This is a genomic window from Pseudomonas sp. MT92 (assembly GCF_058792515.1).
The window spans coordinates 37,681-61,882 of record NZ_JBXAFA010000015.1 but is presented as its reverse complement, the minus strand read 5'-3'; the positions used below and the strand labels follow the sequence as shown (position 1 = coordinate 61,882).

General features: G+C 59.4%; 24 protein-coding genes. 11 read left to right on the top strand and 13 right to left on the bottom strand.

Annotated features, from left to right (window positions below):
- Positions 1 to 20 precede the first annotated feature (20 nt).
- Together typA and thiI are read right to left on the bottom strand one after the other, a co-directional pair.
- Positions 21 to 1,841: a translational GTPase TypA gene (gene typA / locus AC1Q6D_RS25495; protein ID WP_090465730.1), complete on the bottom strand. Its 1,821-nt coding sequence runs from the start codon at positions 1,839 to 1,841 to the stop codon at positions 21 to 23.
- A gap of 139 nt (positions 1,842 to 1,980) precedes the next feature.
- A complete protein-coding gene (gene thiI, locus AC1Q6D_RS25490) occupies positions 1,981 to 3,435 on the bottom strand; it encodes a tRNA uracil 4-sulfurtransferase ThiI (RefSeq protein WP_103405915.1) in 1,455 nt (484 codons plus the stop codon).
- 328 nt (positions 3,436 to 3,763) lie between these two features.
- Between thiI and glnA the strand changes: the two genes are divergently transcribed.
- The 5 genes from glnA to ntrC all read left to right on the top strand — a co-directional run bounded on the left by glnA (position 3,764) and on the right by ntrC (position 9,148).
- A complete protein-coding gene (gene glnA / locus AC1Q6D_RS25485; protein ID WP_047536354.1) occupies positions 3,764 to 5,170 on the top strand; it encodes a type I glutamate--ammonia ligase in 1,407 nt (468 codons plus the stop codon).
- A gap of 182 nt (positions 5,171 to 5,352) precedes the next feature.
- On the top strand, positions 5,353 to 5,772 hold the full coding sequence (locus AC1Q6D_RS25480; protein WP_103405914.1) for a cupin domain-containing protein: 420 nt from the start codon (positions 5,353 to 5,355) through the stop codon (positions 5,770 to 5,772).
- A 25-nt stretch (positions 5,773 to 5,797) separates the two neighbouring features.
- Positions 5,798 to 6,313, top strand: coding sequence for a DUF4124 domain-containing protein (locus tag AC1Q6D_RS25475; RefSeq protein ID WP_103405913.1), 516 nt, complete (start codon positions 5,798 to 5,800; stop codon positions 6,311 to 6,313).
- 316 nt (positions 6,314 to 6,629) lie between these two features.
- Positions 6,630 to 7,715 (top strand): nitrogen regulation protein NR(II), encoded by a 1,086-nt coding sequence (gene glnL / locus AC1Q6D_RS25470; RefSeq protein WP_047536351.1) that lies wholly within the window; start codon positions 6,630 to 6,632, stop codon positions 7,713 to 7,715.
- Positions 7,712 to 9,148: a nitrogen regulation protein NR(I) gene (ntrC, locus tag AC1Q6D_RS25465; RefSeq protein ID WP_047536349.1), complete on the top strand. Its 1,437-nt coding sequence runs from the start codon at positions 7,712 to 7,714 to the stop codon at positions 9,146 to 9,148. The genes glnL and ntrC overlap by 4 nt, the downstream gene beginning before the upstream one ends.
- A gap of 738 nt (positions 9,149 to 9,886) precedes the next feature.
- On the opposite strand, the gene AC1Q6D_RS25460 is transcribed toward ntrC, so the two are convergent.
- The gene (locus AC1Q6D_RS25460) at positions 9,887 to 10,327 is read right to left on the bottom strand and encodes a hypothetical protein (RefSeq protein ID WP_090465736.1); all 441 of its coding nucleotides are present in this window, start codon (positions 10,325 to 10,327) and stop codon (positions 9,887 to 9,889) included.
- On the opposite strand from AC1Q6D_RS25460, the gene AC1Q6D_RS25455 reads away from it, so the two are divergent.
- Complete coding sequence (locus AC1Q6D_RS25455) at positions 10,326 to 10,781, top strand: tRNA (cytidine(34)-2'-O)-methyltransferase (RefSeq protein ID WP_103405912.1); 456 nt, start codon at positions 10,326 to 10,328, stop codon at positions 10,779 to 10,781. The two genes, AC1Q6D_RS25460 and AC1Q6D_RS25455, sit on opposite strands and share 2 nt — an antisense overlap.
- A 114-nt stretch (positions 10,782 to 10,895) precedes the next feature.
- Here AC1Q6D_RS25455 and secB read toward each other — a convergent pair whose 3' ends face one another.
- The 3 genes from secB to AC1Q6D_RS25440 are packed head-to-tail and all read right to left on the bottom strand — an operon-like array spanning position 10,896 to position 12,107.
- Positions 10,896 to 11,381, bottom strand: a complete 486-nt coding sequence (gene secB, locus AC1Q6D_RS25450; protein ID WP_047536344.1) for a protein-export chaperone SecB — start codon at positions 11,379 to 11,381, stop codon at positions 10,896 to 10,898.
- A gap of 56 nt (positions 11,382 to 11,437) precedes the next feature.
- Positions 11,438 to 11,692 carry a glutaredoxin 3 gene (gene grxC, locus AC1Q6D_RS25445; RefSeq protein WP_008149430.1) on the bottom strand — a complete coding sequence of 85 codons (255 nt, stop codon included), beginning with the start codon at positions 11,690 to 11,692 and terminating at the stop codon, positions 11,438 to 11,440.
- Between the two features lies 1 nt (position 11,693).
- On the bottom strand, positions 11,694 to 12,107 hold the full coding sequence (locus tag AC1Q6D_RS25440; RefSeq protein WP_047536339.1) for a rhodanese-like domain-containing protein: 414 nt from the start codon (positions 12,105 to 12,107) through the stop codon (positions 11,694 to 11,696).
- Between the two features lie 153 nt (positions 12,108 to 12,260).
- On the opposite strand from AC1Q6D_RS25440, the gene gpmI reads away from it, so the two are divergent.
- The 4 genes from gpmI (at position 12,261) to AC1Q6D_RS25420 (ending at position 17,455) form a co-directional block, all read left to right on the top strand.
- On the top strand, positions 12,261 to 13,790 hold the full coding sequence (gpmI, locus tag AC1Q6D_RS25435; RefSeq protein ID WP_103405911.1) for a 2,3-bisphosphoglycerate-independent phosphoglycerate mutase: 1,530 nt from the start codon (positions 12,261 to 12,263) through the stop codon (positions 13,788 to 13,790).
- A gap of 239 nt (positions 13,791 to 14,029) precedes the next feature.
- Entirely contained in the window at positions 14,030 to 15,325 is a 1,296-nt protein-coding gene (locus tag AC1Q6D_RS25430) for a murein hydrolase activator EnvC family protein (RefSeq protein WP_047536335.1), read from the top strand.
- A gap of 31 nt (positions 15,326 to 15,356) precedes the next feature.
- Positions 15,357 to 16,676, top strand: coding sequence for a S41 family peptidase (locus AC1Q6D_RS25425; RefSeq protein WP_047536333.1), 1,320 nt, complete (start codon positions 15,357 to 15,359; stop codon positions 16,674 to 16,676).
- A 2-nt stretch (positions 16,677 to 16,678) separates the two neighbouring features.
- The gene (locus tag AC1Q6D_RS25420) at positions 16,679 to 17,455 is read left to right on the top strand and encodes a divergent polysaccharide deacetylase family protein (RefSeq protein ID WP_047536331.1); all 777 of its coding nucleotides are present in this window, start codon (positions 16,679 to 16,681) and stop codon (positions 17,453 to 17,455) included.
- A gap of 55 nt (positions 17,456 to 17,510) precedes the next feature.
- Here AC1Q6D_RS25420 and AC1Q6D_RS25415 read toward each other — a convergent pair whose 3' ends face one another.
- The 7 genes from AC1Q6D_RS25415 to AC1Q6D_RS25385 form a co-directional block, all read right to left on the bottom strand.
- Positions 17,511 to 18,266 (bottom strand): substrate-binding periplasmic protein, encoded by a 756-nt coding sequence (locus AC1Q6D_RS25415; protein ID WP_103405910.1) that lies wholly within the window; start codon positions 18,264 to 18,266, stop codon positions 17,511 to 17,513.
- Positions 18,267 to 18,502: 236 nt separating this feature from the next.
- On the bottom strand, positions 18,503 to 19,273 hold the full coding sequence (gene hisF, locus AC1Q6D_RS25410; RefSeq protein WP_007897430.1) for an imidazole glycerol phosphate synthase subunit HisF: 771 nt from the start codon (positions 19,271 to 19,273) through the stop codon (positions 18,503 to 18,505).
- A gap of 9 nt (positions 19,274 to 19,282) precedes the next feature.
- Complete coding sequence (hisA, locus tag AC1Q6D_RS25405) at positions 19,283 to 20,020, bottom strand: 1-(5-phosphoribosyl)-5-[(5-phosphoribosylamino)methylideneamino]imidazole-4-carboxamide isomerase (RefSeq protein ID WP_090328037.1); 738 nt, start codon at positions 20,018 to 20,020, stop codon at positions 19,283 to 19,285.
- Between the two features lie 92 nt (positions 20,021 to 20,112).
- The gene (locus AC1Q6D_RS25400) at positions 20,113 to 20,376 is read right to left on the bottom strand and encodes a DUF2164 domain-containing protein (protein WP_103405909.1); all 264 of its coding nucleotides are present in this window, start codon (positions 20,374 to 20,376) and stop codon (positions 20,113 to 20,115) included.
- A complete protein-coding gene (gene hisH, locus AC1Q6D_RS25395; RefSeq protein ID WP_103405908.1) occupies positions 20,377 to 21,015 on the bottom strand; it encodes an imidazole glycerol phosphate synthase subunit HisH in 639 nt (212 codons plus the stop codon).
- Positions 21,015 to 21,608, bottom strand: a complete 594-nt coding sequence (gene hisB, locus AC1Q6D_RS25390) for an imidazoleglycerol-phosphate dehydratase HisB (RefSeq protein ID WP_047536319.1) — start codon at positions 21,606 to 21,608, stop codon at positions 21,015 to 21,017. Before hisB ends, hisH begins: the two co-directional genes overlap by 1 nt.
- A gap of 201 nt (positions 21,609 to 21,809) precedes the next feature.
- Positions 21,810 to 23,474 carry an OFA family MFS transporter gene (locus AC1Q6D_RS25385; RefSeq protein ID WP_103405907.1) on the bottom strand — a complete coding sequence of 555 codons (1,665 nt, stop codon included), beginning with the start codon at positions 23,472 to 23,474 and terminating at the stop codon, positions 21,810 to 21,812.
- A gap of 291 nt (positions 23,475 to 23,765) precedes the next feature.
- On the opposite strand from AC1Q6D_RS25385, the gene AC1Q6D_RS25380 reads away from it, so the two are divergent.
- Positions 23,766 to 24,170 carry an acetyl-CoA sensor PanZ family protein gene (locus tag AC1Q6D_RS25380; RefSeq protein WP_103405906.1) on the top strand — a complete coding sequence of 135 codons (405 nt, stop codon included), beginning with the start codon at positions 23,766 to 23,768 and terminating at the stop codon, positions 24,168 to 24,170.
- Positions 24,171 to 24,202: the final 32 nt, after the last annotated feature.

The following is a 24,202-nucleotide window of genomic DNA, read 5'->3' as shown; positions in this document are numbered from 1 at the left end:
TCGTTGAGCCAGGCTAAAGGTTACGCCTTGGCTTTCTTGGCAGCGCGGGTACGCTCGCTTTCGTCCAGGATCTTCTTGCGAAGACGGATGGACTTAGGAGTGACTTCACACAGCTCGTCGTCCTGGATGAATTCCAGAGCCTGTTCCAGGGTGAAGCGAACAGGTGGAACCAGAGCGATGGTTTCGTCTTTACCCGAAGCACGCATGTTGTCGAGCTTCTTGCCCTTGGTAGGGTTAACGCCCAGGTCGTTGTCACGGCTGTTCAGACCAACGATCTGACCGTTGTAGATTTCCTGACCGTGTTCAACGAACAGCTTGCCACGCGCCTGCAGGGTTTCCAGGGAGTAGGTCAGCGCCTTGCCGGTTTCAACCGAAACCAGAACGCCGTTCTGACGGCCGGACATGTCGCCGGACTTCATCACGTCGTAACGGTCGAAGATCGAGGTCAGGATGCCAGCACCGTTGGTCAGGGTCAGGAACTGGTTACGGAAACCGATCAGACCGCGAGCAGGGATGTTGTATTCCAGACGTACACGGCCCTTGCCATCCGGCACCATGTTGGTCAGGTCGCCCTTACGCAGGCCCATCTCTTCCATCACCTTGCCTTGGGATTCTTCCGGCAGGTCGATGGTCACGTTTTCGTACGGTTCGTGCTTCACGCCGTCAACCAGACGGATGATCACTTCCGGACGACCTACAGCCATTTCGAAGCCTTCGCGACGCATGGTTTCGATCAGTACCGAGAGGTGCAGCTCACCACGGCCGGAAACCTTGAACTTGTCAGCCGAGTCGCCTTCTTCAACGCGCAGTGCAACGTTGTACAGCAGCTCTTTGTCCAGACGTTCCTTGATGTTACGGGAAGTCACGAACTTGCCTTCTTTACCGCAGAAAGGCGAGTCGTTTACCTGGAAGGTCATGGAAACGGTTGGCTCGTCAACGGTCAGAGGCTTCATCGCTTCCGGGGTGTCGAGCTGGCACAGGGTGTCGGAGATGAACAACTCGTCCATACCGCTGATGCACACGATGTCGCCGGCAGCTGCTTCTTCAACGTCGACACGGTGCAAACCGTGGTGACCCATCAGCTTCAGGATACGACCGTTACGCTTTTTGCCGTCGGCGCTGATCGCCACAACCGGAGTGTTCGGCTTGACGCGACCACGAGCGATACGGCCAACGCCGATAACACCCAGGAAGCTGTTGTAGTCCAGTGCGGAGATTTGCATCTGGAACGGACCGTCACGGTCAACAGCCGGCGCAGGTACGTTGTCGACGATCGACTGGTACAGCGGGGTCATGTCTTCAGCCATTTCGTTGTGGTCCAGACCGGCAATACCGTTCAGGGCCGAGGCGTAGACGACTTTGAAGTCCAGCTGTTCTTCGGTGGCACCCAGGTTGTCGAACAGGTCGAAGATCTGGTCCAGAACCCAGTCCGGACGCGCGCCTGGACGGTCAACCTTGTTGATGCACACGATTGGACGCAGGCCGGCTTCGAAAGCCTTCTTGGTCACGAAACGGGTTTGCGGCATAGGGCCGTCTTGAGCGTCAACCAGCAGCAGAACGGAGTCGACCATCGACATTACGCGTTCAACTTCGCCGCCGAAGTCGGCGTGGCCCGGGGTGTCCACGATGTTGATGTGGTAGCCGTTCCAGTTGATGGCGGTGTTTTTCGCCAGAATGGTAATACCGCGCTCTTTTTCCTGGTCGTTGGAGTCCATCACGCGCTCGTCGTTGAGCTCGTTGCGCTCCAGGGTGCCGGATTGACGCAGGAGTTTGTCTACCAGGGTGGTTTTACCATGGTCAACGTGGGCAATGATGGCGATGTTGCGTAGATTTTCGATCACTTGTGTATCTCGATCAGAGGATTCGGTGTGCTGACAGGTCGTGGCAGCGATTAACAGTAGCGTCCGTGAAAGCCGTTACAGCTTGACGGCGGCGTCGGGGGGCCGGTGACGCAAGCCACAGGCAAACAGCCCCGGGCACTTAGCTCGGTCGATAAACGCGCACATTGGCATGCCCCTCACTGAGCAAATGGTGGGCATGCAGGCGACTCATCACGCCTTTGTCGCAATACAACAGGTACTGGCGAGTAGGGTCCAGTTCCTTGAAACGAGCGTTCAGAGCATAAAACGGCATCGTTTGTACCTCGATACCAGCGAGTTCCAGCGGGTCATCCTCGGCGGCATCCGGGTGGCGGATGTCGATCACGATCTGACCGGCCAGCGCTTCGCTGACTTCTTCAATCTGAACGTCCTGGCCCAATTCATCGATCACGCGATCGATCGGCACCAGTTTGGCGTTCTCGAGCGCACGCTCAAGCACCGCCATGTCGAATTCTTTCTCTTCGTGCTCCACCCGATGGCGCTTGGCCGCCGTCTTGGGATTCACCGAAATGACCCCGCAGTACTCCGGCATGTGCCGGGCGAAGTCGGCGGTGCCGATTTCGTTGGCCAGGTCGATGATGTCCTGCTTGTGGCTGGCGATCAGTGGGCGCAGCACCAGCTTGTCGGTCACGCAGTCGATCACGGACAGGTTCGGCAGTGTCTGGCTCGAAACCTGGGAAATCGCCTCACCGGTAACCAATGCGTCAATGTGCAGGCGATCGGCGATTTGGGACGCAGCGCGCAACATCATACGCTTCAATACTACGCCCATATGACTGTTATCGACTTTACCGAGAATTTCTCCCAGCACTTCCTCGAACGGCACACTGACAAATAACACGCGTTGGGAGCTGCCGTACTTCTTCCAGATGAAATGCGCGACTTCCATAACGCCCAATTCATGGGCCCTGCCACCCAGGTTGAAGAAGCAGAAATGGGCCATCAGGCCACGGCGCATGATCTGGTAGGCGGCGACGGTCGAGTCGAAACCGCCGGACATCAGGACCAGCGTTTGCTCCAGCGCGCCCAGCGGATAACCGCCGATGCCGTTGTGCTGGCTGTGGATCACGAACAACCGTTGGTCGCGAACTTCGATGCGGACTTCGATTTCAGGCTTTTTCAGGTCGATCCCGGCGGCACCGCACTGACGGCGCAACTGGCTGCCGACATATTTCTCGATGTCGATCGAGCTGAATGGGTGCTTGCCGGCGCGCTTGCAGCGCACCGAAAAAATCTTCCCGGCCAGTGCATCACCGTAGTGCTGCTTGCACTTTTCGACGATGTCGTCGAAATCGCCCAGCGGGTATTCGTCGATCTGCAGGAAATGCGCGATGCCCGGCATGCAGCTCAGGCGCTCGCCCATCTCTTTCAAGGCCTTGGGGTCGCTGACACGGGTTTCCAGCTCGAGGTTGTCCCACACACCGTTCACCACCACAGCCGGGTCCAGATCGCGGAGCACGGCACGGATGTTCTTGGCCAATTGGCGGATGAAACGCATCCGTACCGGGCGGCTCTTGATGGTGATCTCGGGAAAGACTTTTACGATTAGTTTCATGAAAACAGCGCGCGCTGGGCCAGCCGAAAAAGGGGGGCGCGGATTATAGCGGAAATTGCTCAAGGTTTAACCAGTTAATGTGCAGAAGGTTTTGCACGCACCAAAACAGGTCACTTTGAGGCCTGAGCGCCACATTAAGGGGCGCAAATTCAAGCATTTATAGGCCTCGCACCTCTATAAGCGTGAAATTGGGGCAAAAAACCCATGCTGGGGCACTGGCATGCAATTTGCTCCCTTGTGAGGCAGGTTGCCTTGGCAGAGTATTCGCGCCGGCATCACAAACATTTAAGGGCATCCACTACCAGCCCTAAGCCACCCGGAGGACACTATGTCGAAGTCGGTTCAACTCATCAAAGATCATGACGTCAAGTGGATTGATCTGCGGTTCACGGACACCAAAGGCACTCAGCACCACGTGACCATGCCGGCTCGCGACGCGCTGGATGAAGACTTCTTCGAAGTCGGCAAGATGTTCGACGGTTCTTCCATCGCTGGCTGGAAAGGCATCGAAGCCTCCGACATGATCCTGATGCCGGACGATTCCACCGCCGTTCTCGACCCGTTCACCGAAGAGCCGACCCTGATCCTGGTCTGCGACATCATCGAACCTTCGAGCATGCAAGGCTACGATCGCGACCCGCGTGCGATCGCCAAGCGCGCCGAAGAGCACCTGAAAGCCACCGGTATCGGTGACACCGTGTTCGCCGGTCCAGAGCCAGAGTTCTTCATCTTCGACCAGGTCAAGTTCAAGTCCGACATTTCCGGTTCCATGTTCAAGATCTACTCCGAACAAGGTTCCTGGATGTCCGACCAGGACATCGAAGGCGGCAACAAGGGCCACCGTCCAGGCGTCAAAGGCGGCTACTTCCCGGTTCCACCGTTCGACCACGACCACGAAATCCGTACCTCCATGTGCAACGCACTGGAAGAAATGGGCCTGACCGTCGAAGTTCACCACCACGAAGTGGCAACTGCCGGCCAGAACGAAATCGGCGTCAAGTTCAACACCCTGGTGAAGAAAGCCGACGAAACCCAAACCCTGAAGTACGTCGTGCACAACGTTGCCGATGCCTACGGCCGTACCGCTACCTTCATGCCTAAGCCTCTGTACGGCGACAACGGCTCGGGTATGCACGTACACATGTCCATCTGGAAAGATGGCAAGAACACCTTCGCAGGCGAAGGCTATGCCGGCCTGTCCGATACCGCCCTGTACTTCATCGGCGGCATCATCAAGCACGGTAAGGCCCTGAACGGCTTCACCAACCCGGCCACCAACTCCTACAAGCGTCTGGTTCCAGGTTTCGAAGCGCCAGTAATGCTGGCCTACTCGGCTCGCAACCGTTCTGCTTCGATCCGTATTCCTTACGTGTCGAGCCCGAAAGCCCGCCGTATCGAAGCGCGCTTCCCGGATCCGGCTGCCAACCCGTACCTGGCGTTCGCCGCACTGCTGATGGCTGGCCTGGACGGCATCCAGAACAAGATCCACCCTGGCGACGCCGCTGACAAAAACCTGTACGACCTGCCGCCTGAAGAGGCGAAAGAGATCCCACAAGTTTGCGGCAGCCTGAAAGAAGCCCTGGAAGAGCTGGACAAAGGTCGTGCGTTCCTGACCAAAGGCGGCGTTTTCAGCGACGACTTCATCGACGCTTACATCGCTCTGAAAAGCGAAGAAGAAATCAAGGTTCGTACCTTCGTACACCCACTGGAATACGAGCTGTACTACAGCTGCTAATCCGGTAGCGCCTGCGCAAGCGGCGTGACAAAAAAGAGGCCTTCTTCGGAAGGCCTTTTTTGTGGGCAGTTTCCGACAACTGCTTGCTCATTCTCCTCGGACATTCACAGCATCGTCCGGCATCAATCCATTCGAGTAGCTCGTAGCCTATATCGACTTGCTTGAATTCAATGGATGGAAGAATGAAGACCTGCCTGCTCACACCCCTGATCGCCACTTTGACCACTGCGTTGCTGGGCTGCAGCCCCGCCTCACCTCCGGCGGGTATCGAACGTAAAATCCTGCTGCAAACCAGCACATCCTGGGACAGCACGCCTTACATTCGCTACCCCGACGCCGCACCCGAACTGTCAATGCTCAAACTCAAGATACCTGCCAACACCGAACTCGACTGGCATACCCACCCAATCCCCAACGCGGCATACATTCTTGCGGGCGAATTGACGGTGGAGAGCAGGGACAACGGCAAGATCCAGCACTTCAAACAGGGCGACGCGCTGGCTGAAATGGTCAATATCACGCATCGTGGAAAGACCGGTAACAAGCCGGTAGAACTTATTGTGTTCTATGCTGGCAGCCAAGGTATTCCATTGTCGGAGTAATCCTCGCGGCCCACCTGGAGTCTGAATGCGGCTGTTATCAATGCTTTTGCTGCTGTCTTTGGCTTTTCCCGTGATGGCGCAGATTTACAAATACACCGACGCCGATGGCAACACCGGATACAGCAATCAACCACCAGATGGCGTTAAAGCTCAACCCGTCGAGTTGCCACCGCTCAACAGTGTCGAAAGTCAGCCGCCGAGAATACCGGAACCGCCAGCCAAAGCCGGCAACCGCGAACAACCTCACGTCACGTATGAGGTACTGGAACTCACTGGCCTGCCCGTCACCGAAGCCCTGCGCGCCAACGACGGCACCTTCACCGTCAACGTACTCATCAAGCCCCGCCTGCAAGGAACGCATCTGCTCAGACTGTGGCTGGACGATCAACCGTATGGCCAGCCCGGCAACGTACCGATCCTGCAACTGGTGAATATCGATCGCGGCCAGCATCGTCTCGCCGTGCAAGTGATCGACGGCGATACGGTCATACAGCAAAGCCCAACCGTGACGTTTACCCTGCAACGGATGCATAAGCGTTGAACGCCTGGCGCTGATCGCTTGCCGGTACACGCTGCCGGAATCGGGTCTTCAGCGGCCAACCCGCCACAAAAAAGTCGGCGCCTGCGCTTCTCCCCATCTCGTTCAGGTTTGCGCACTATATTGGTGCGATTGGTTGCACTCACGTCGAAATCCAACCCATTTTGGTTCGAAAGTACCCGCAAAAGCTGGCAGAGCGCCACGCAATCGAGCGTCAAACGCCTGTTTCAGGGGGGCGACGCTTCTTTTCGGAGCCTTGGTTTGGTTTTTGCAGTTTCCTCGTATCAGCTCTTAATTCATGCGCCAAAAGAGGTCCTGAATGACCATCAGTGACGCACTACACCGCTTGCTACTCGACAACCTGACCACCGCGACCATCCTGCTCGATGCCGAATTGCGCCTTGAGTACATGAACCCGGCTGCGGAAATGCTCCTGGCCATCAGCGGCCAGCGTAGCCATGGGCAGTTCATCAGCGAGTTGTTCACCGAGTCCACCGAGGCCCTGAATTCCTTGCGCCAGGCGGTGCAGCAGGCGCATCCGTTCACCAAGCGCGAAGCGATGCTCACCGCCCTCACCGGCCAGACCCTGACGGTCGATTACGCGGTCACGCCGATCCTGAGCAATGGCGACACCCTGCTGTTGCTCGAAGTCCATCCCCGTGACCGTTTGCTGCGGATCACCAAGGAAGAAGCGCAGCTGTCGAAACAGGAAACCAGCAAGATGCTGGTGCGTGGCCTGGCGCACGAAATCAAGAACCCGCTGGGCGGGATTCGTGGCGCTGCGCAATTGCTGGCCCGCGAACTGCCGGAAGAAAGCCTGCGCGATTACACCAACGTGATCATTGAAGAAGCCGATCGCCTGCGTAATCTGGTGGATCGCATGCTCGGCTCCAACAAACTGCCGTCGCTGGCCATGTGCAATATCCATGAAGTGCTGGAGCGCGTCTGTCACTTGGTCGAGGCCGAAAGTCAGGGCTGCATCACATTGGTGCGCGATTACGACCCAAGCATTCCGGACGTCCTGATCGACCGCGAACAAATGATTCAGGCCGTGCTGAACATCGTGCGTAACGCAATGCAAGCGATCAGCAGCCAGAACGAGCTGCGCCTGGGCCGCATCACGCTGCGCACCCGTGCCATGCGCCAATTCACCATCGGCCACGTACGCCATCGTCTGGTGACCAAGATCGAAATCATCGACAACGGCCCGGGCATTCCTGCGGAACTACAGGAAACCATTTTCTTTCCCATGGTCAGCGGCCGTCCGGACGGTACCGGGCTGGGCTTGTCCATTACCCAGAACATCATCAGCCAGCACCAGGGCCTGATCGAGTGTGACAGCCACCCGGGCCACACCACTTTCTCGATCTTTCTGCCACTGGAACAAGGAGCCACATCGACATGAGCCGTAGTGAAACCGTGTGGATCGTCGATGACGACCGTTCTATCCGTTGGGTCCTGGAAAAAGCCTTGCAACAAGAAGGCATGACCACGCAAAGCTTCGACAGCGCCGATGGCGTGATGAGCCGCCTGGCTCGCCAGCAGCCGGACGTGATCATCTCCGACATCCGCATGCCAGGCGCCAGCGGCCTGGACCTTCTGGCACGGATTCGCGAACAACACCCACGGCTGCCGGTGATCATCATGACCGCGCACTCCGATCTGGACAGCGCTGTCGCGTCCTACCAGGGCGGTGCGTTCGAATACCTGCCCAAGCCGTTCGATGTCGACGAGGCGGTGTCCCTGGTCAAGCGCGCCAACCAGCACGCCCAGGAACAGCAAGGACTCGAAGTCGCCCCGACCCTGACCCGTACCCCCGAAATCATCGGCGAAGCGCCGGCGATGCAGGAAGTGTTTCGCGCCATCGGGCGCTTGAGCCACTCCAACATCACTGTGCTGATCAATGGCGAATCGGGTACCGGTAAAGAACTGGTGGCCCACGCCCTGCACCGTCACAGTCCGCGCGCGGCGTCGCCGTTCATTGCGCTGAACATGGCGGCGATCCCCAAAGACCTGATGGAATCCGAGCTGTTCGGCCACGAGAAAGGCGCCTTCACCGGCGCGGCCAACCTGCGGCGCGGGCGTTTCGAGCAGGCGGACGGCGGCACGCTGTTCCTCGATGAAATCGGCGACATGCCGGCCGATACCCAGACTCGGCTGCTGCGGGTCTTGGCCGATGGCGAGTTCTATCGCGTCGGTGGTCACGTGCCGGTGAAGGTTGATGTGCGAATCATCGCCGCAACGCACCAGAATCTGGAGACCCTGGTGCACGCCGGAAAATTCCGTGAGGACTTGTTCCACCGCCTCAACGTGATCCGCATCCACATTCCGCGCCTGTCGGATCGTCGCGAAGACATCCCGACCCTGGCCAAGCACTTCCTCAGCCGTGCCGCGCAGGAGCTGGCCGTCGAGCCGAAGCTGCTGAAAAACGAAACCGAGGAATACCTGAAAAACCTGCCATGGCCGGGCAACGTGCGTCAGCTGGAGAACACCTGTCGCTGGATCACCGTGATGGCGTCCGGTCGCGAAGTGCACATCGGCGACTTGCCGCCAGAGCTGCTGAGCCTGCCTCAGGATTCGGCACCAGTGACCAATTGGGAGCAGGCGCTGCGCCAATGGGCTGATCAGGCCCTGGCGCGCGGCCAGTCGAGCCTGCTCGACAGCGCGGTGCCGGCGTTCGAACGGATCATGATCGAAACCGCCCTCAAGCACACCGCAGGCCGTCGTCGCGATGCCGCCGTGTTGCTGGGCTGGGGTCGCAACACCCTGACTCGCAAAATCAAGGAGCTGGGGATGAAGGTCGATGGCGGGGATGACGATGAGGGGGATGAAGGTTAAGCAACCTTCAGTTCTTCACTCACCACCGCATCCAATTGCGAGCAGGCTCGCTCCCACCGTGGGTCCTGAGTGTTTTCGCAATCGCGTGAACACCACTCCCCTGTAGGAGCGAGCCTGCTCGCGATGGGGCCGGCACATTCAACATCATTGCTGCCGGCCAACATTTAGCGCCCTGTGCACCGCCGCAACGCACCGTGACCTGCAATCGGGCACTACTTCTGATCCGACATCTCGCCTGAATTCGCAATCGAACCCCAATCGAAAAAACACGAAAGCCCCGAAATACGGGGCTTTCAGCGTTATCCGGCGGATATCTGTTTCATATTGTTAAAACCTGGCACGCCCCCTGCAATAGTCCAATCAGTGATTCAGTTCACTACCCAGTTTCGGGGACCTTGGTACAGGCAGGCCGGGGATTCCCCTCTTTACACCGGGCTCACACCGCACTAGCGACGAGCCACCGTTTTGGGGTCCTTGGTACAGGCAGGCCGGGGATTCCTTCTTTACACCGGGTTCACGATGCAATGCGCGAACCCTCCCGTTTTGGGAACCTTGGTACAGGCAGGCCGGGGATTCCCCCTTTACATCGGGTTCACGACGCAAGGCGCGAACCCTCCCGTTTTGGGAACCTTGGTACAGGCAGGCCGGGGATTCCCTCTTTACATCGGGCTCACGACGCAAGGCGCGAACCCTCCCGTTTTGGGAACCTTGGTACAGGCAGGCCGGGGATTCCCTCTTTTATTGCTCTCGGAGATGGATCTCCAGCCGCCAGCGGTCATCGACCTCGCTTCCGGTCCAGTCGCCCTGCAGGGGCCGGGCCGCCACCAGCGTCAGCAACAACCCCCCATCACTCAAACGCGTTCGCCAGTTGACGTCCTTGCCGTTGAGCTTGAGCTGACCCTTTTGCACCTTGCCTTCGGCTTCGAACAACAACGCGACACTGCCATCGACAATCTCGCCATGGACCTTGGGTTCATTGTTGAACCAGACCACCAGCCCGTTATCCATCACTTCGACCTGCTGCAGTTCGCTGGGGTCGGGCGTGGTCAGGCGTCCGATCATCATCCCGACCATCACCCCGACAATCGCCAGCGAACCCATCACGCGCGGGAATAGTTTCGAACGAGAGTCGGGTTGCGGCGTAGAATGCCGCTCATCTTTACCTTCGGAGCCGTGCATGTTTCACGTCATCCTCTTCCAACCGGAAATTCCGCCGAATACCGGCAACGTTATCAGGCTGTGCGCCAACAGCGGCTGCCACCTGCATTTGATCGAACCGCTGGGCTTCGAGATGGACGACAAGCGACTGCGCCGGGCCGGCCTCGACTATCACGAGTATGCCACCCTGCAACGCCACGCAGACCTCGCGAGCTGCCTGGAAAGCCTCGGCCATCCACGGGTGTTCGCCTTCACCACCAAGGGTTCACGGCCGTTCCACGATGCCAGCTTCGTCGAAGGCGATGCGTTCCTGTTCGGCCCCGAAAGCCGTGGCCTGCCCGCCGAAGTGCTGGACGCCCTGCCCGGCGAACAACGCCTGCGCCTGCCGATGCGCGAAGGCTGCCGCAGCCTGAACCTGTCCAACACCGTAGCCGTGGCCGTGTACGAGGCTTGGCGGCAGAACGGCTTCAAATAACACCGCAAAAAAATGTGGGAGCGAACCTGCTCGCGATGGCGGTGTTTCAGTCAACATCAATGTTGAAGCTGATGACCTCATCGCGAGCAAGCTCGCTCCCACATTTGGACCCGCTTATTGAACGGTTGGAGTCTCGCCAGCCGCCTGCATGCGTTGCAGCTCTTGCGCGTACAGCGCGTCGAAGTTAACCGGGGCCAGCATCAGCGCCGGGAACGAACCACGGGTCACCAGGCTGTCCAGGGTTTCGCGAGCGTACGGGAACAGGATGTTCGGGCAGAACGCGCCGAGGGTGTGGCTCATCGAAGCGTCATCCAGGTTCTTGATCAGGAAGATCCCGGCCTGTTGCACTTCAGCGATGAACGCCACTTCGTCACCGTTCTTCACCGTGACCGACAGGGTCAGCACGACTTCATGGAAATCGTTTTCCAGAGCCTTTTGACGGGTGTTCAGGTCCAGACCGACGCTCGGTTCCCACTGCTGGCGGAAGATCGCCGGGCTTTTCGGGGCTTCGAAGGACAGGTCACGGACATAAATGCGCTGCAAGGAGAATTGCGGTGCAGTTTCTTCTTCGTTCGCAGCAGTGTTCTGTTGGTCAGTCATCGCAGATCCTTCTTGATCCAGGGGTCTTTTAGGTTTGCTTGTTTTGAATACAGCAGTCAGGCCTTGAGCATCGCGTCGAGCTTGCCGGCGCGCTCCAGGGCAAACAAGTCATCACAACCGCCAACATGGGTGCTGCCGATCCAGATCTGCGGCACGGACGTACGTCCGGCTTTTTGAGCCATTGCGGCGCGCACCTGCGGCTTGCCATCGACCTTGATCTCTTCGAAGGCCACGCCTTTGTTCTCGAGCAGGTATTTGGCTCGCGAGCAATAAGGGCAGTAATCGCTGGAATAGACGACGACGTTGCTCATATCACTTCACCAGCGGCAGGTTGTCGGCTTTCCAGCTGGAAACGCCACCGGACAACTTGGCGGCGGTGAAGCCGGATTTCATCAGCTCGCGAGCGTGAGTGCCGGCGGTCTGGCCCAGGGCATCGACCAGAATGATGGTCTTGGCCTTGTGTTTTTCCAACTCGCCGATGCGGGCGGCCAGTTTGTCCTGGGGAATGTTCACCGCGCCGACGATGTGACCGGCGGCGAAATCCTTGCTCGGACGGATGTCGACCACTACCCCGGCGTCCTTGTTGACCAGTGCGGTCAGTTCGCCGGTGCTCAGGCTACGGCCGCCGCCCTGCATTTGATAGGCAATCAGCAACGCCAGCAGTACGACGAAGATACCGACGAGAATGTAGTGGTTAGTGGCAAATTCAATCAGGTGAGCAACCATCGAAGGAGGTTCCAGGGCGTTAAAATGTCGGCCAGTATACACAGCCACCAAGGTGGGCCAAACCCCGTCCGGCGGTGACGCCGCAGGAACTTCGCTTTAAACTGCCACTCCCTTTTCCATCACCCCTTTTTATCTCAGCCACGAGTGGATTCCATGACTACCACGCCTAAACCTTTGGTCCTGATGATTCTCGACGGCTTCGGTCACAGTGAAAGCCAGGAAGGCAATGCCATCTATGCCGCCAGGAAGCCCGTGCTCGACCGCCTGTGGGCCACCGCGCCGAATGGCCTGATCTCGGGCAGCGGCATGGACGTCGGCCTGCCGGATGGCCAGATGGGTAACTCCGAAGTTGGCCACATGAACCTCGGCGCCGGCCGCGTGGTGTACCAGGACTTCACTCGCGTGACCAAATCGATCCGCGACGGCGAGTTCTTCGAGAACCCGACCATCTGCGCCGCCGTGGACAAAGCTGTTGCCGCCGGTAAAGCCGTGCATTTCATGGGCCTGCTGTCCGATGGCGGGGTGCACAGCCACCAGGATCACCTGGTCGCCATGGCTGAACTGGCCGCCAAGCGCGGCGCGGAAAAAATCTACCTGCACGCCTTCCTCGATGGCCGCGATACCCCACCGAAAAGCGCGCAATCGTCGATCGAACTGCTGGACGCCGCTTTCCAGGCGCTGGGCAAGGGCCGCATCGCCAGCCTCATCGGTCGTTATTTCGCCATGGACCGCGACAACCGCTGGGACCGCGTAGCCCAGGCCTACAACCTGATTGTCGACGGTCAGGGCGAATTCAACGCCGCCACCGCCCAGGAAGGCCTGCAAGCGGCCTATGAACGTGGCGAGAGCGACGAGTTCGTCAAGGCCACCTCCATCGGTGAACCGGTGAAAGTCGAAGACGGAGACGCCGTTGTCTTCATGAACTTCCGCGCCGACCGCGCCCGCGAGCTGACCCGGGTTTTCGTTGAAGACGACTTCAAGGAGTTCGAACGTGCGCGCCAGCCAAAACTGGCCGGCTTCGTGATGCTGACCCAATACGCCGCCAGCATTCCCGCGCCAGCCGCCTTCGCCGCCGGCAGCCTGGAAAACGTGCTGGGCGATTACCTGGCGAAAAACGGCAAGACTCAGCTGCGCATCGCTGAAACCGAGAAATACGCCCACGTGACCTTCTTCTTTTCCGGTGGTCGCGAAGAACCGTTCCCGGGCGAAGAGCGCATCCTGATCCCGTCGCCGAAAGTCGCCACCTACGACTTGCAGCCAGAGATGAGCGCGCCGGAAGTGACCGATCGCATTGTCGATGCCATCGAACACCAGCGTTATGACGTGATCGTCGTCAATTACGCCAACGGCGACATGGTTGGCCACAGTGGCGTGTTCGAGGCGGCGGTAAAAGCCGTTGAATGCCTGGACCAGTGCGTCGGCCGTATCGTCGAAGCCCTGGAAAAAGTCGGTGGCGAAGCGCTGATCACCGCCGACCACGGCAATGTCGAGCAGATGTCCGATGAATCCACCGGCCAGGCGCACACCGCGCACACCACCGAGCCGGTGCCGTTCATTTATGTTGGCAAGCGCGACCTGAAGGTTCGCGAAGGCGGCGTGCTGGCGGATGTGGCCCCGACCATGCTGAAACTGCTGGGCCTGGAAAAACCGGCGGAAATGACCGGGACTTCCATTTTGGTGTAATCACCGTTAATCCCTGTGGGAGCTGGCTTGCCAGCGATAGCAATCTGCCAGCCAACTTCTATGTTGAATGTCAGGCCGCCATCGCGGGCAAGCCCGCTCCCACAGTGGTTTTTGGCGGTTTGGAAGCCTAATTCCCCCAGCATTCCCCTCCAGTTATCACACAGCCCCAATTGGGCGTTTTTTTTGCAGCGTGGGGCGGGCATACTAGGCCGTCCCTTTCCCTGGTGTCGCCCGCCTCTATGCTTCGCGTCCTGATAGCCCTCGCTCTGACTTGCCTGCTCCAACCGGCCTTTGCTGACGAGCGCGCGCAAACCCAACAGCAGCTGGACGCTACGCGCCAGGACATTGCCGAGCTGAAAAAACTGCTGGGCAAATTGCAGGAAGAAAAATCCGGTATCCAGAAGGATCTGAAAGGCACCGAGACCGAAATGGGCAAGCTCGAGAAGCAGGTCGAAGCCCTGCAAAAAGAGCTGAAGAAGAGCGAATCCGAGCTGCAGCGGCTCGATGCAGAGAAAAAAAAACTCCAGAGCGCACGCACTGAACAGCAACGACTGATCGCCATCCAGGCCCGCGCGGCCTACCAGAATGGCCGTCAGGAGTATCTCAAGCTGCTGCTCAATCAGCAGAACCCCGAGAAATTCGCCCGCACCCTCACCTATTACGACTACCTGAGCCAGGCCCGCCTGGAACAGCTGAAGAACTTCAACGAAACCCTGCGCCAGCTGGCTAATGTCGAAAAAGACATCGCCGCCCAGCAAGCGCAATTGCTGGTGCAGCAAAGCAGCCTGGAAACCCAGCGCGGCGAACTCGAGAAAGTTCGCCAGGAGCGCCAGCAAGTCCTGGCCAAGCTCAATGACGACGTCAAGGCGCGCGACCAGAAACTGGCCGCCCGCGAGCAGGATCAGGCAGACCTGTCTAAAGTCCTTAAAACCATCGAGGAAACCCTGGCCCGCCAGGCTCGTGAGGCTGAAGAAGCGCGGCAAAAAGCGCTGATAGCCCAGCAGGAAGCCGAAAAAAAGCGTTTACGTGAGGCCCAGGCACAGGCAGAAGCCACCGACGATGCCCCACGCAAACCCGTTAAATCGACACCTGGCGCACTGGTCTCCAGTTCAGGCGAGACGTTTGGCGGTCCATTTGCGTCAACCCGAGGCAAACTTCCCTGGCCTGTCGACGGTCGACTGTTGGCGCGCTTCGGTGAAAGCCGGGGCGACGATGCCCGGACCAAGTGGGACGGCGTGATGATCGGCGCCTCCGCGGGCAGCGCGGTGCATGCGGTTCACGGCGGTCGCGTCGTGTTCGCCGACTGGTTGCGCGGTGCCGGGTTGCTGGTGATTCTCGACCACGGCAACGGTTTTTTGAGTCTTTACGGTCACAACCAGACGCTGCTCAAGTCTGCGGGTGACGTGGTAAAAGCCGGTGAGTCCATCTCCACTGTCGGTAACAGTGGCGGGCAGGACACACCAGCGCTGTATTTTGCTATTCGTCAGCAGGGTCACCCGAGTGACCCGGCGCAATGGTGCCGCGCGCAAGGATAAGCGTGCCGCCTAATTCAGGAGTTCGTTCGACATGCTGCATTTGTCCCGCCTTACCTCGCTGGCCCTGACGATCGCCCTGGTGATCGGCGCGCCGTTGGCGTTTGCCGCTCAACCGGCCCCGGCCGTCGCGCCTGCTGGCACTGCTGCGACCACCAAGGCGCCATTGCCCCTGGAAGAGTTGCGCACCTTTGCCGAGGTCATGGATCGGATCAAAGCCGCTTATGTCGAGCCGGTAGACGACAAGACCCTGTTGGAAAACGCCATCAAGGGCATGCTCAGCAACCTTGATCCGCACTCCGCCTATCTGGGCCCGGAAGACTTCGCCGAACTGCAGGAAAGCACCAGCGGCGAATTCGGCGGCCTGGGCATCGAAGTCGGCGCCGAAGACGGCTTCATCAAGGTGGTATCGCCCATCGATGACACCCCGGCCTCCAAGGCTGGCATCCAGGCCGGCGACTTCATCGTCAAGATCAATGGCCAGCCGACTCGCGGCCAGAGCATGACCGAAGCCGTGGACAAGATGCGCGGCAAGATCGGCCAGAAAATCACCCTGACCCTGGTGCGCGATGGCGGTACGCCGTTCGACGTGACCCTGGCCCGCGCCATCATCCAAGTGAAGAGCGTGAAGAGCCAGCTGCTGGAGTCCGGCTACGGCTACATCCGCATCACCCAATTCCAGGTCAAGACCGGCGAAGAAGTCTCCAAGGCCCTGGCCAAGCTGCGCAAGGAAAACGGCAAGAAGCTCAACGGCATCATTCTCGACCTGCGCAACAACCCGGGCGGCGTGCTGCAAGCGGCGGTGGAAGTGGTCGACCACTTCATCACCAAAGGCCTGATCGTCTACACCAAGGGACGTATCGCCAACTCCGAACTGCGCTTCTCGGCCACCGGCAAAGACGAAAGCGAAGCCGTGCCAATGGTCGTGCTGATCAACGGCGGCAGCGCCTCGGCGTCGGAAATCGTCGCCGGTGCCCTGCAGGATCAGAAACGCGCCGTGCTGATGGGCACCACCAGTTTCGGCAAAGGCTCGGTCCAAACCGTGCTGCCGCTGAACAACGACCGCGCGCTGAAGATCACCACGGCGCTGTACTACACGCCGAACGGCCGCTCGATCCAGGCGCAGGGCATCGTGCCGGACATCGAGGTGCGCAAGGCCAAGATCACCAACGAGCAGGACGGCGAGTACTTCAAGGAAGCCGACCTGCAAGGCCACCTGGGCAATGGCAACGGCGGCGCCGACAAACCAACCGGTTCCAGCGGCAAGGCCAAGCCAATGCCGCAGGACGATGATTACCAACTGGCCCAGGCCCTGAGCCTGCTCAAAGGGCTGAGCATTACGTCCGGCCGTTGAGGATGACGTTGCGCTTCATCCTCGTGCTGTTGTGCTGTCTGGCGGGTACTGCTCACGCGGAGCCCGCCAGGCAGAAGCCTCACAAAGCCTATCTGAGCCTGATCATCGATGACCTGGGGCAAAATTTGCCCCGGGATCGTCGTGTGCTGGCGCTGCCCGGCCCGGTGACCACGGCGATCATGCCCGACACGCCCCACGCCGGCGAATTCGCTCGCGAGGCCCATCGCGCCGGCAAAATCGTCATCCTGCACATGCCCATGGACCCGGCCACCGGTCCGTTCGCCTGGCACCCTGACCTGCCCATCGAAGAACTTGAGAAACGCCTCGACGCCGCGTTCAAAGCCGTGCCCTTCACCGCCGGAATCAACAACCACATGGGCAGTCGCATGACCGCTCAGCAACCAGCGATGGCGTGGTTGATGGCGAACTTGCAGGGGAGACACAAATTCTTCGTCGATAGCCGCACCAGCGCGCAAACCGTGGCGGCTGCCGAAGCGCAGAAGATCGGCCTGGCGAGTGTTTCTCGGGATGTGTTCCTGGACGATGAGCGCACCGAGGCGGCGATCCTCACGCAGCTTCAGACGGCGATCAGCCTGGCGCAAAAACAGGGTTCGGCGGTGATGATCGGGCATCCGTATCCGCAGACGCTGGCGGTCCTGGAGCGCGAGCTGCCCAAGCTCAAGGCTCAGGGCATCAACTGGATCGATATCAAGCAGATGATCAGTGTACGCAGCAATCGGGCGACGGCCGCCCATGGCAAGGATGGGGTGTACCGCTAGTTAGCGGCAGCACGCCCCCCCCACAGGGGAATGCAAAGAACTCCGCAGAGCAGCTTTAGAGATACCGCGCCATGATCTCTTCGACCTTGCCTTCCTTGCGCAATTGATCCAGCGCCGCCTGAAGCCTGGCCACCATCTCGTCCGGCACGTCCTTGTTCAACGCCAGGTACAACTCGGCACTGTTGAACCGCAATACGGTCTTGAGCCCGTTTACGCCTTCCTGACGCGCCAGGTAGCGCCCGGCCGGATCTCCCGTCGCCCACAGATCGATCTGGCCGTTGACCAGCTTGCTGGCGTTATCCTGATCGCGCAGCACCACGATGGGATTGAGCCCCTGCTTGGCCAGTGTCTCGGCGATCGCGTCGCCTTTGTAGGCGCCAATCTTGTATTGACGGGCGTCGTCCAGGGTTTCGAGGGTGATTTTGCTGTCAGCTTTGGCCAACATGATCCAGTCGTCCGGACCGATAGGGCCAACCCATTTGAAGAGCTTTTCGCGGTCGGGCAGCCGTGCCATGACGAACACGCCGTAGCCGGGCTTTTCCAGGGTGAGTTTGTAGATTCGTTCCCATGGGAAACGCAGCGTCAGGCTGTAGGTAATCTCGGCGCGCTTGAAAATTTCGCGGACGATATCGGTGGCGATGCCATTGATGTTTTCGTCCTGCGCGAAGTTCTTGCCATTCTTCGCCATGTTGTACGGAGGGAAGTTTTCCGTCAGCAACACTATGTCGGTGGCGGGATTGTCTGCCGCCTGCACTCCACTGAGGAACAACAGGCAAGCGCTGGCGAGGACAAGCAGAAGGCGTTTAAACATTGTCTGGCTACCGAAATCCATGGCGTACCCAAGAGTGCCTTGAGCCCGCCATGATGTCCACTGGCCTGCATCGGTTTGTTGAAGGTCTGTGCGAAAACTTGCCGAGCGGCAATCAGGCAAGGCAAAAACAGGCGAGGAACGGCCGGGGTCGCGTTCGACTGTAGGGGCCTACATGAGCATTCCGAGCCTGTTTTTAACGCAGCATGATTGTCGCGCAGGCAGTTTTCGCGCAGAGCTTAGCGCATCACAATTCCGCGATGAGCCATATAAGCCTTGGCTTCCTGCACGGTGTATTCACCGAAGTGGAAGATACTCGCCGCCAAGACCGCGCTGGCGTGGCCTTCCAGGATACCGTCGGCCAGGTGTTGCAGGTTGCCGACGCCACCGGAGGCGATCACCGGAATGCCCAGTGCATCGCTGATGGCGCGGGTGACGCCCAGGTCGAAACCGTTTTTCATGCCGTCCTGGTCCATGCTGGTCAGCAGGATCTCACCAGCACCCAGGCCTTCCATTTTCTTCGCCCACTCAACCGCGTCGAGGCCGGTCGGCTTGCGCCCGCCGTGGGTGAAGATTTCCCAGCGCGGGGTTTCGCCCGGGCCGGAAACCTTCTTCGCGTCGATCGCGACCACGATGCATTGCGAACCGAAATGCTGCGCCGCTTCGCCGACGAACTCCGGGTTGAACACTGCTGCAGTGTTGATCGAGACCTTGTCCGCACCGGCATTGAGCAGGTTGCGAATGTCTTGCACGGTGCGCACGCCACCGCCCACAGTCAGCGGGATGAACACCTGGCTGGCCATGCGCTCGACGGTATGCAACGTGGTGTCGCGACCATCGACGCTGGCGGTGATGTCGAGAAAGGTAATCTCGTCCGCGCCCTGCTCGTCGTAGCGACGGGCGATTTCTACCGGGTCACCGGCGTCGCGGATGTTTTCGAATTTCACACCCTTGACCACCCGGCCGTTGTCCACGTCCAGGCAAGGGATGATGCGTTTGGCCAGCGCCATGGTCAGTCCTCAGCCTTTGTACGAATCGCAGAAAGCTTGCGCTTCGGCGACGTCGAGAGTGCCTTCGTAGATCGCCCGGCCGGTGATGGCGCCGATGATGCCTGGCGCCTTGGCGTCGAGCAGCGTCTTGATGTCGCCCAGGTTGTGGATGCCACCGGACGCGATCACCGGGATCCTGGTGGCAGCGGCCAGCGCGGCGGTGAACGGTACGTTGCAGCCCTGCATCATCCCGTCTTTGGCGATGTCGGTATAAACGATGGCGGACACGCCGTCGGCTTCAAACTGCTTGGCCAGGTCGATGACCTGAATGGTGCTGATTTCAGCCCAGCCGTCGGTGGCGACGAAACCATCCTTGGCATCCAGGCCGACGATCACCTTGCCGGGGAACGCGCGGCAGGCTTCGGCAACGAACGCTGGATCCTTCACGGCCTTGGTGCCGATGATCACGTAGCTCACGCCCGCTTTGACGTAGTGCTCGATGGTTTCCAGGGAACGGATACCGCCGCCGATCTGGATCGGCAGGTTCGGGTAGCGCTTGGCAATCGCGGTCACCACTTCACCGTTGACCGGCTGGCCTTCGAAGGCACCGTTCAGGTCGACCAGATGCAGACGACGGCAACCACCCTCGACCCACTTGGCAGCCATGCTCACCGGATCATCGGAGAACACTGTGGAATCTTCCATGCGGCCCTGGCGCAGACGAACACAGGCACCGTCTTTTAGATCGATAGCGGGAATAATGAGCATGCTTTTTCCTTCGTCAAAAGAGCTGCAAGCTGCAAGCTATAAGCTGCGAGCAAGCACGCGTACTAATTCTTGCAGCTTGAAGCTTGAAGCTTTCAACTGCTTTTTTCGAGCGCCCACAGGTCGCTTTCGATGCTTTCGAACCTCTCTTTGAGGTGCGTCTGCACATCGAAAATCGCCCTGTTGTAATAGTGCGGAGCAATTTCACGGGTAAACAGCTCAAGAATCTCACCCGCCTCGAATGTGCCGAGGTCGAGTTCGAAGCGGTCTTCCATGAAGCGCTTGATCTTGCTGTTGGCCTCGTTCTCCTGCTCGGGGGTGAGCGTGAGGATCGGCGGCCTGGATTTCTTGACGGCCATTTACCAGCGACCGTCCCACGCAGCGAAGTTCTGCAGCAACTGCAGGCCATGGGTATGGCTCTTCTCCGGGTGGAACTGCACGGCGAAACGCGAGCCATCGGCCAGCGCCGCGGCGAAGTCGACACCGTAGTGACCGCCACCGACCACCTGACGCGCATTGGCGGCGGCGATGTAGTAGCTGTGTACGAAGTAGAAGCGCGCCAGGTCCGGAATGTCGTGCCACAGCGGGTGACTCACCTTCTGCTTCACTTCGTTCCAGCCCATGTGCGGGACTTTCAGGTGCTCGCCGTCTTCGACGAGATCCTTGCCAAAGAACTTCACCTGGCCCGGGAACAGGCCGATGCAATCGACGCCGTCGTTCTCTTCACTGGTGTCGAGCAAGGCTTGCATGCCGACACAGATGCCGAGGAACGGACGGTCCTGGCTGACTTCACGCACCAGCGAGTCGAAGCCCAGGCGACGGATCTCTGCCATGCAATCGCGAATCGCGCCAACGCCGGGGAAAACAACCCGGTCGGCTTCGCGAATCACATTCGCATCGCTGGTGATCAGGACCTTGCCGGCACCGACGTGCTCGAGGGCCTTGGCCACCGAGTGCAGGTTGCCCATGCCGTAATCGATAACCGCAACTGTCTGCATTACAGGACGCCCTTGGTCGATGGCATTTGCCCGGCCATGCGGTCATCGAGTTCGACGGCCATGCGCAGGGCGCGGCCGAAAGCCTTGAACACGGTTTCGATCTGGTGGTGGGTGTTGTGGCCACGCAGGTTGTCGATGTGCAGGGTGACGTTGGCGTGGTTGACGAAGCCCTGGAAGAATTCCTGGAACAGGTCAACGTCGAAGCCGCCGACGGTAGCGCGGGTATAGGGAACATGCATCTGCAGGCCGGGACGGCCAGAGAAGTCGATCACCACGCGCGACAGCGCTTCATCGAGCGGCACGTAGGCGTGACCGTAGCGACGGATGCCTTTCTTGTCGCCGATGGCTTTGGTGAATGCCTGACCCAGGGTGATACCGACATCTTCCACGGTGTGGTGGTCATCGATATGCAGGTCGCCCTTACTGACGATATCCAGGTCGATCAGCCCGTGACGGGCGATCTGGTCGAGCATGTGCTCAAGAAAAGGGACACCGATCTCAAATCGGGCCTTTCCGGTGCCATCCAGGTTGATCGAGGCTTTGATCTGGGTTTCCAGAGTGTCGCGCTCGACAGACGCCTTACGTTCGGCCATCACCAGCTCCGCAAAATCATTGGGCGAAAAAGGCAACCATTATAGGGGCGCGGGCCGGAAACAGAAACACGGGAGGTGATATCACTGACGGAGTGAATCCGGGGGTGTCGGCGATGTACATGTCCATACAAGCCATTCTAGAGCCACATAAAACCAATGTGGGAACGAGCCTGCTCGCTCCCACAAGGGCAATACGCTGACTTAGTGGAACAACACTGCCGTTTTTTGCAGGGTCACCCAAACACCCCACGCCAACGGAATACCCACTACCAGCCACGCCGCCACCGCCAACGGCTTGGAGCCCGCATCAGCTTTCCACTCCAGCACGGTGCTGCTGTCAGCGCCCTTGTCGTGGCCCAGCGCCTGTTCGGCGGCCAGTTCGGCGTCGGTCATGAAGTACTTGTCGGCCACCGGGCGCACCAGCAGGTTGCACAGGAAGCCCAGCACCAGCAGGCCGGCGAGGATGTACAAGGTGATGTCGTAGGCAGCCGCGCGCTCAACGCCGATGCTCAGCTGATACTCGCGCAGGTAGTTCACCAACACCGGCCCCAACACACCCGCCGCCGCCCACGCGGTCAGCAGACGACCGTGAATCGCACCGACCATTTGCGTACCGAACAGGTCAGCCAGATAAGCCGGCACCGTTGCAAAGCCACCGCCGTACATCGACAAAATGATGCAGAACGCCGCCACGAACAGCGAGATGTTGCCCAAATGACCGAGGTTCGGGATCAGCGCATACAGGGCAAAGCCCAGGGCGAAGAACACGAAGTAGGTGTTTTTGCGCCCCAGATAGTCCGAGAACGAAGCCCAGAAGAAGCGGCCACCGATGTTGAACAGGCTCAGCAGACCGGTGAAGCCCGCAGCGATCGCGGCAATCGAAGCCAGTTGCGCAGCGTCCAGCTGACCAAACGTCAGCCCATTACCCAGCAACTTGCCGGCGAACACTTCCTGCAACAATGGCGAAGCCATGCCCAGGATGCCGATACCGGCGGACACGTTCAGGCACAGCACCAGCCACACCAGACGGAATTGCGGGGTCTTCCACGCCACATTCACGTGGACGTGGCGATGCGTGATCATCGCGTTCGAAGCTTTCTTCACCGGCGCGGTCCAGCCTTCAGGCTTCCAGCCAGTAGGCGGCACGCGGTAAGACAAGGCGCCACCGATCATGAACACGAAATAGATCGCGGCCATCACCAGGAAGCTCTGCCACACGCCGACGCTGGTGGGCGAGGCGAAATGCCCCATCAACGCCGCAGCCAATGGTGCACCGACCATCGCGCCACCGCCGAAGCCCATGATCGCCATGCCGGTGGCCATGCCACGCTTGTCCGGGAACCACTTGATCAGGGTCGACACCGGCGAGATATAACCCAGGCCCAGGCCGATACCACCAATCACACCGGAGCCGATCCACATCAGCCAGATCTGGTGCGTGTACACACCCAGCGCCGAAATCAGCAGACCACCGCACCAGCACAGTGCCGACACAACGCCAGCCTTGCGTGGCCCGGCATGTTCCAGCCAGCCACCCCAGATCGCTGCCGAGCAACCCAGGAAGATGAAGAACAGGGTGTAGATCCAGCCGAGCATCGAGATCGGCCAGTCGCATTGCGAAGAAAAGACTTGAGCGATGAAGCTCATGTCCGGCGCGCACGCCAGCGGAGCGGTAATGCCCAGCGCCTTGGACAGTGGCAGCCAGAACACCGAGAAACCGTAGGCCATGCCGATGCACAAGTGGATGGCCAGCGCGGCCGGTGGCACCAGCCAACGGTTGAAACCGGGCTTGGCGATGATGCGCTCCTTGGACAGGAACGCGGGCTGATCGGCTTTCAAGCCGTCCGCCGCTATGCTCGTGGTCATTGTGTATCCCCCAATTATTAGTATGGTGCGTCAGTCACTCCTCACCCTCAGCCTTGATTGCACACAGGCACGACCGTTTTTTTTCAGGCTAAAGCTGCATTTTGCCGCGACAACTTGCCGCAGAAGGACCGACGAACGGACGAAGGTTACCATTTGCACGTGACAGTAAAACCAAACTGACATCATGTTTTGTACGTTATCCGATCTCTTCTCCTGTGGGCGCTGCCGAACGGCCCGAGCCGCCGGCATCTGCGACAGGGAGCAATCCGTTTACAACTGACAGGAAACGATATGCCGATCATTGTCGAGCCGCTGAACGAAGCCACCTACCAGGATCAGCAAGACCTGCAGAAAATTTACCGCGATGCCCCGGACTGGCTGTTCACACCGTTTGCCACAGATACACAGCTGATTGAAAGCTGCCTGCAGGAAGGTTCGCTGATTGCAGGGCGCTTCAATGACCGGCTCTTGGGCGCTGCCCGCCTGCAACGGCACCCCGGCGTTTGGTATTTGTCTCAATTGTGCGTACGAAAAATCACCCGTCGTCGTGGGGTAGCAGAACGCCTGGTGTGCGAAGCGCAGAAAATGGCTGCGCAATCGGGCGCCTCATTGCGTCTTCTGGCCCCCGCCGGACATCTGGAAGCCCAAGCACTGGCTGCCAAGTTGCACGTACCGCTGGATGCTCTGGCGGAATGATCGCTGACCGGTCGTCCGTTTTGGGGCGCTAT

Coding starts and splice junctions, on each gene's coding strand:
- thiI (WP_103405915.1), bottom strand. CDS start 3,435: ATGAAACTAATCGTAAAAGTCTTTCCCGAGATCACCATCAAGAGCCGC.
- glnA (WP_047536354.1), top strand. CDS start 3,764: ATGTCGAAGTCGGTTCAACTCATCAAAGATCATGACGTCAAGTGGATT.
- AC1Q6D_RS25480 (WP_103405914.1), top strand. CDS start 5,353: ATGAAGACCTGCCTGCTCACACCCCTGATCGCCACTTTGACCACTGCG.
- AC1Q6D_RS25475 (WP_103405913.1), top strand. CDS start 5,798: ATGCGGCTGTTATCAATGCTTTTGCTGCTGTCTTTGGCTTTTCCCGTG.
- glnL (WP_047536351.1), top strand. CDS start 6,630: ATGACCATCAGTGACGCACTACACCGCTTGCTACTCGACAACCTGACC.
- ntrC (WP_047536349.1), top strand. CDS start 7,712: ATGAGCCGTAGTGAAACCGTGTGGATCGTCGATGACGACCGTTCTATC.
- AC1Q6D_RS25455 (WP_103405912.1), top strand. CDS start 10,326: ATGTTTCACGTCATCCTCTTCCAACCGGAAATTCCGCCGAATACCGGC.
- AC1Q6D_RS25460 (WP_090465736.1), bottom strand. CDS start 10,327: ATGCACGGCTCCGAAGGTAAAGATGAGCGGCATTCTACGCCGCAACCC.
- secB (WP_047536344.1), bottom strand. CDS start 11,381: ATGACTGACCAACAGAACACTGCTGCGAACGAAGAAGAAACTGCACCG.
- grxC (WP_008149430.1), bottom strand. CDS start 11,692: ATGAGCAACGTCGTCGTCTATTCCAGCGATTACTGCCCTTATTGCTCG.
- AC1Q6D_RS25440 (WP_047536339.1), bottom strand. CDS start 12,107: ATGGTTGCTCACCTGATTGAATTTGCCACTAACCACTACATTCTCGTC.
- gpmI (WP_103405911.1), top strand. CDS start 12,261: ATGACTACCACGCCTAAACCTTTGGTCCTGATGATTCTCGACGGCTTC.
- AC1Q6D_RS25430 (WP_047536335.1), top strand. CDS start 14,030: ATGCTTCGCGTCCTGATAGCCCTCGCTCTGACTTGCCTGCTCCAACCG.
- AC1Q6D_RS25425 (WP_047536333.1), top strand. CDS start 15,357: ATGCTGCATTTGTCCCGCCTTACCTCGCTGGCCCTGACGATCGCCCTG.
- AC1Q6D_RS25420 (WP_047536331.1), top strand. CDS start 16,679: ATGACGTTGCGCTTCATCCTCGTGCTGTTGTGCTGTCTGGCGGGTACT.
- AC1Q6D_RS25415 (WP_103405910.1), bottom strand. CDS start 18,266: ATGTTTAAACGCCTTCTGCTTGTCCTCGCCAGCGCTTGCCTGTTGTTC.
- hisF (WP_007897430.1), bottom strand. CDS start 19,273: ATGGCGCTGGCCAAACGCATCATCCCTTGCCTGGACGTGGACAACGGC.
- hisA (WP_090328037.1), bottom strand. CDS start 20,020: ATGCTCATTATTCCCGCTATCGATCTAAAAGACGGTGCCTGTGTTCGT.
- AC1Q6D_RS25400 (WP_103405909.1), bottom strand. CDS start 20,376: ATGGCCGTCAAGAAATCCAGGCCGCCGATCCTCACGCTCACCCCCGAG.
- hisH (WP_103405908.1), bottom strand. CDS start 21,015: ATGCAGACAGTTGCGGTTATCGATTACGGCATGGGCAACCTGCACTCG.
- hisB (WP_047536319.1), bottom strand. CDS start 21,608: ATGGCCGAACGTAAGGCGTCTGTCGAGCGCGACACTCTGGAAACCCAG.
- AC1Q6D_RS25385 (WP_103405907.1), bottom strand. CDS start 23,474: ATGACCACGAGCATAGCGGCGGACGGCTTGAAAGCCGATCAGCCCGCG.
- AC1Q6D_RS25380 (WP_103405906.1), top strand. CDS start 23,766: ATGCCGATCATTGTCGAGCCGCTGAACGAAGCCACCTACCAGGATCAG.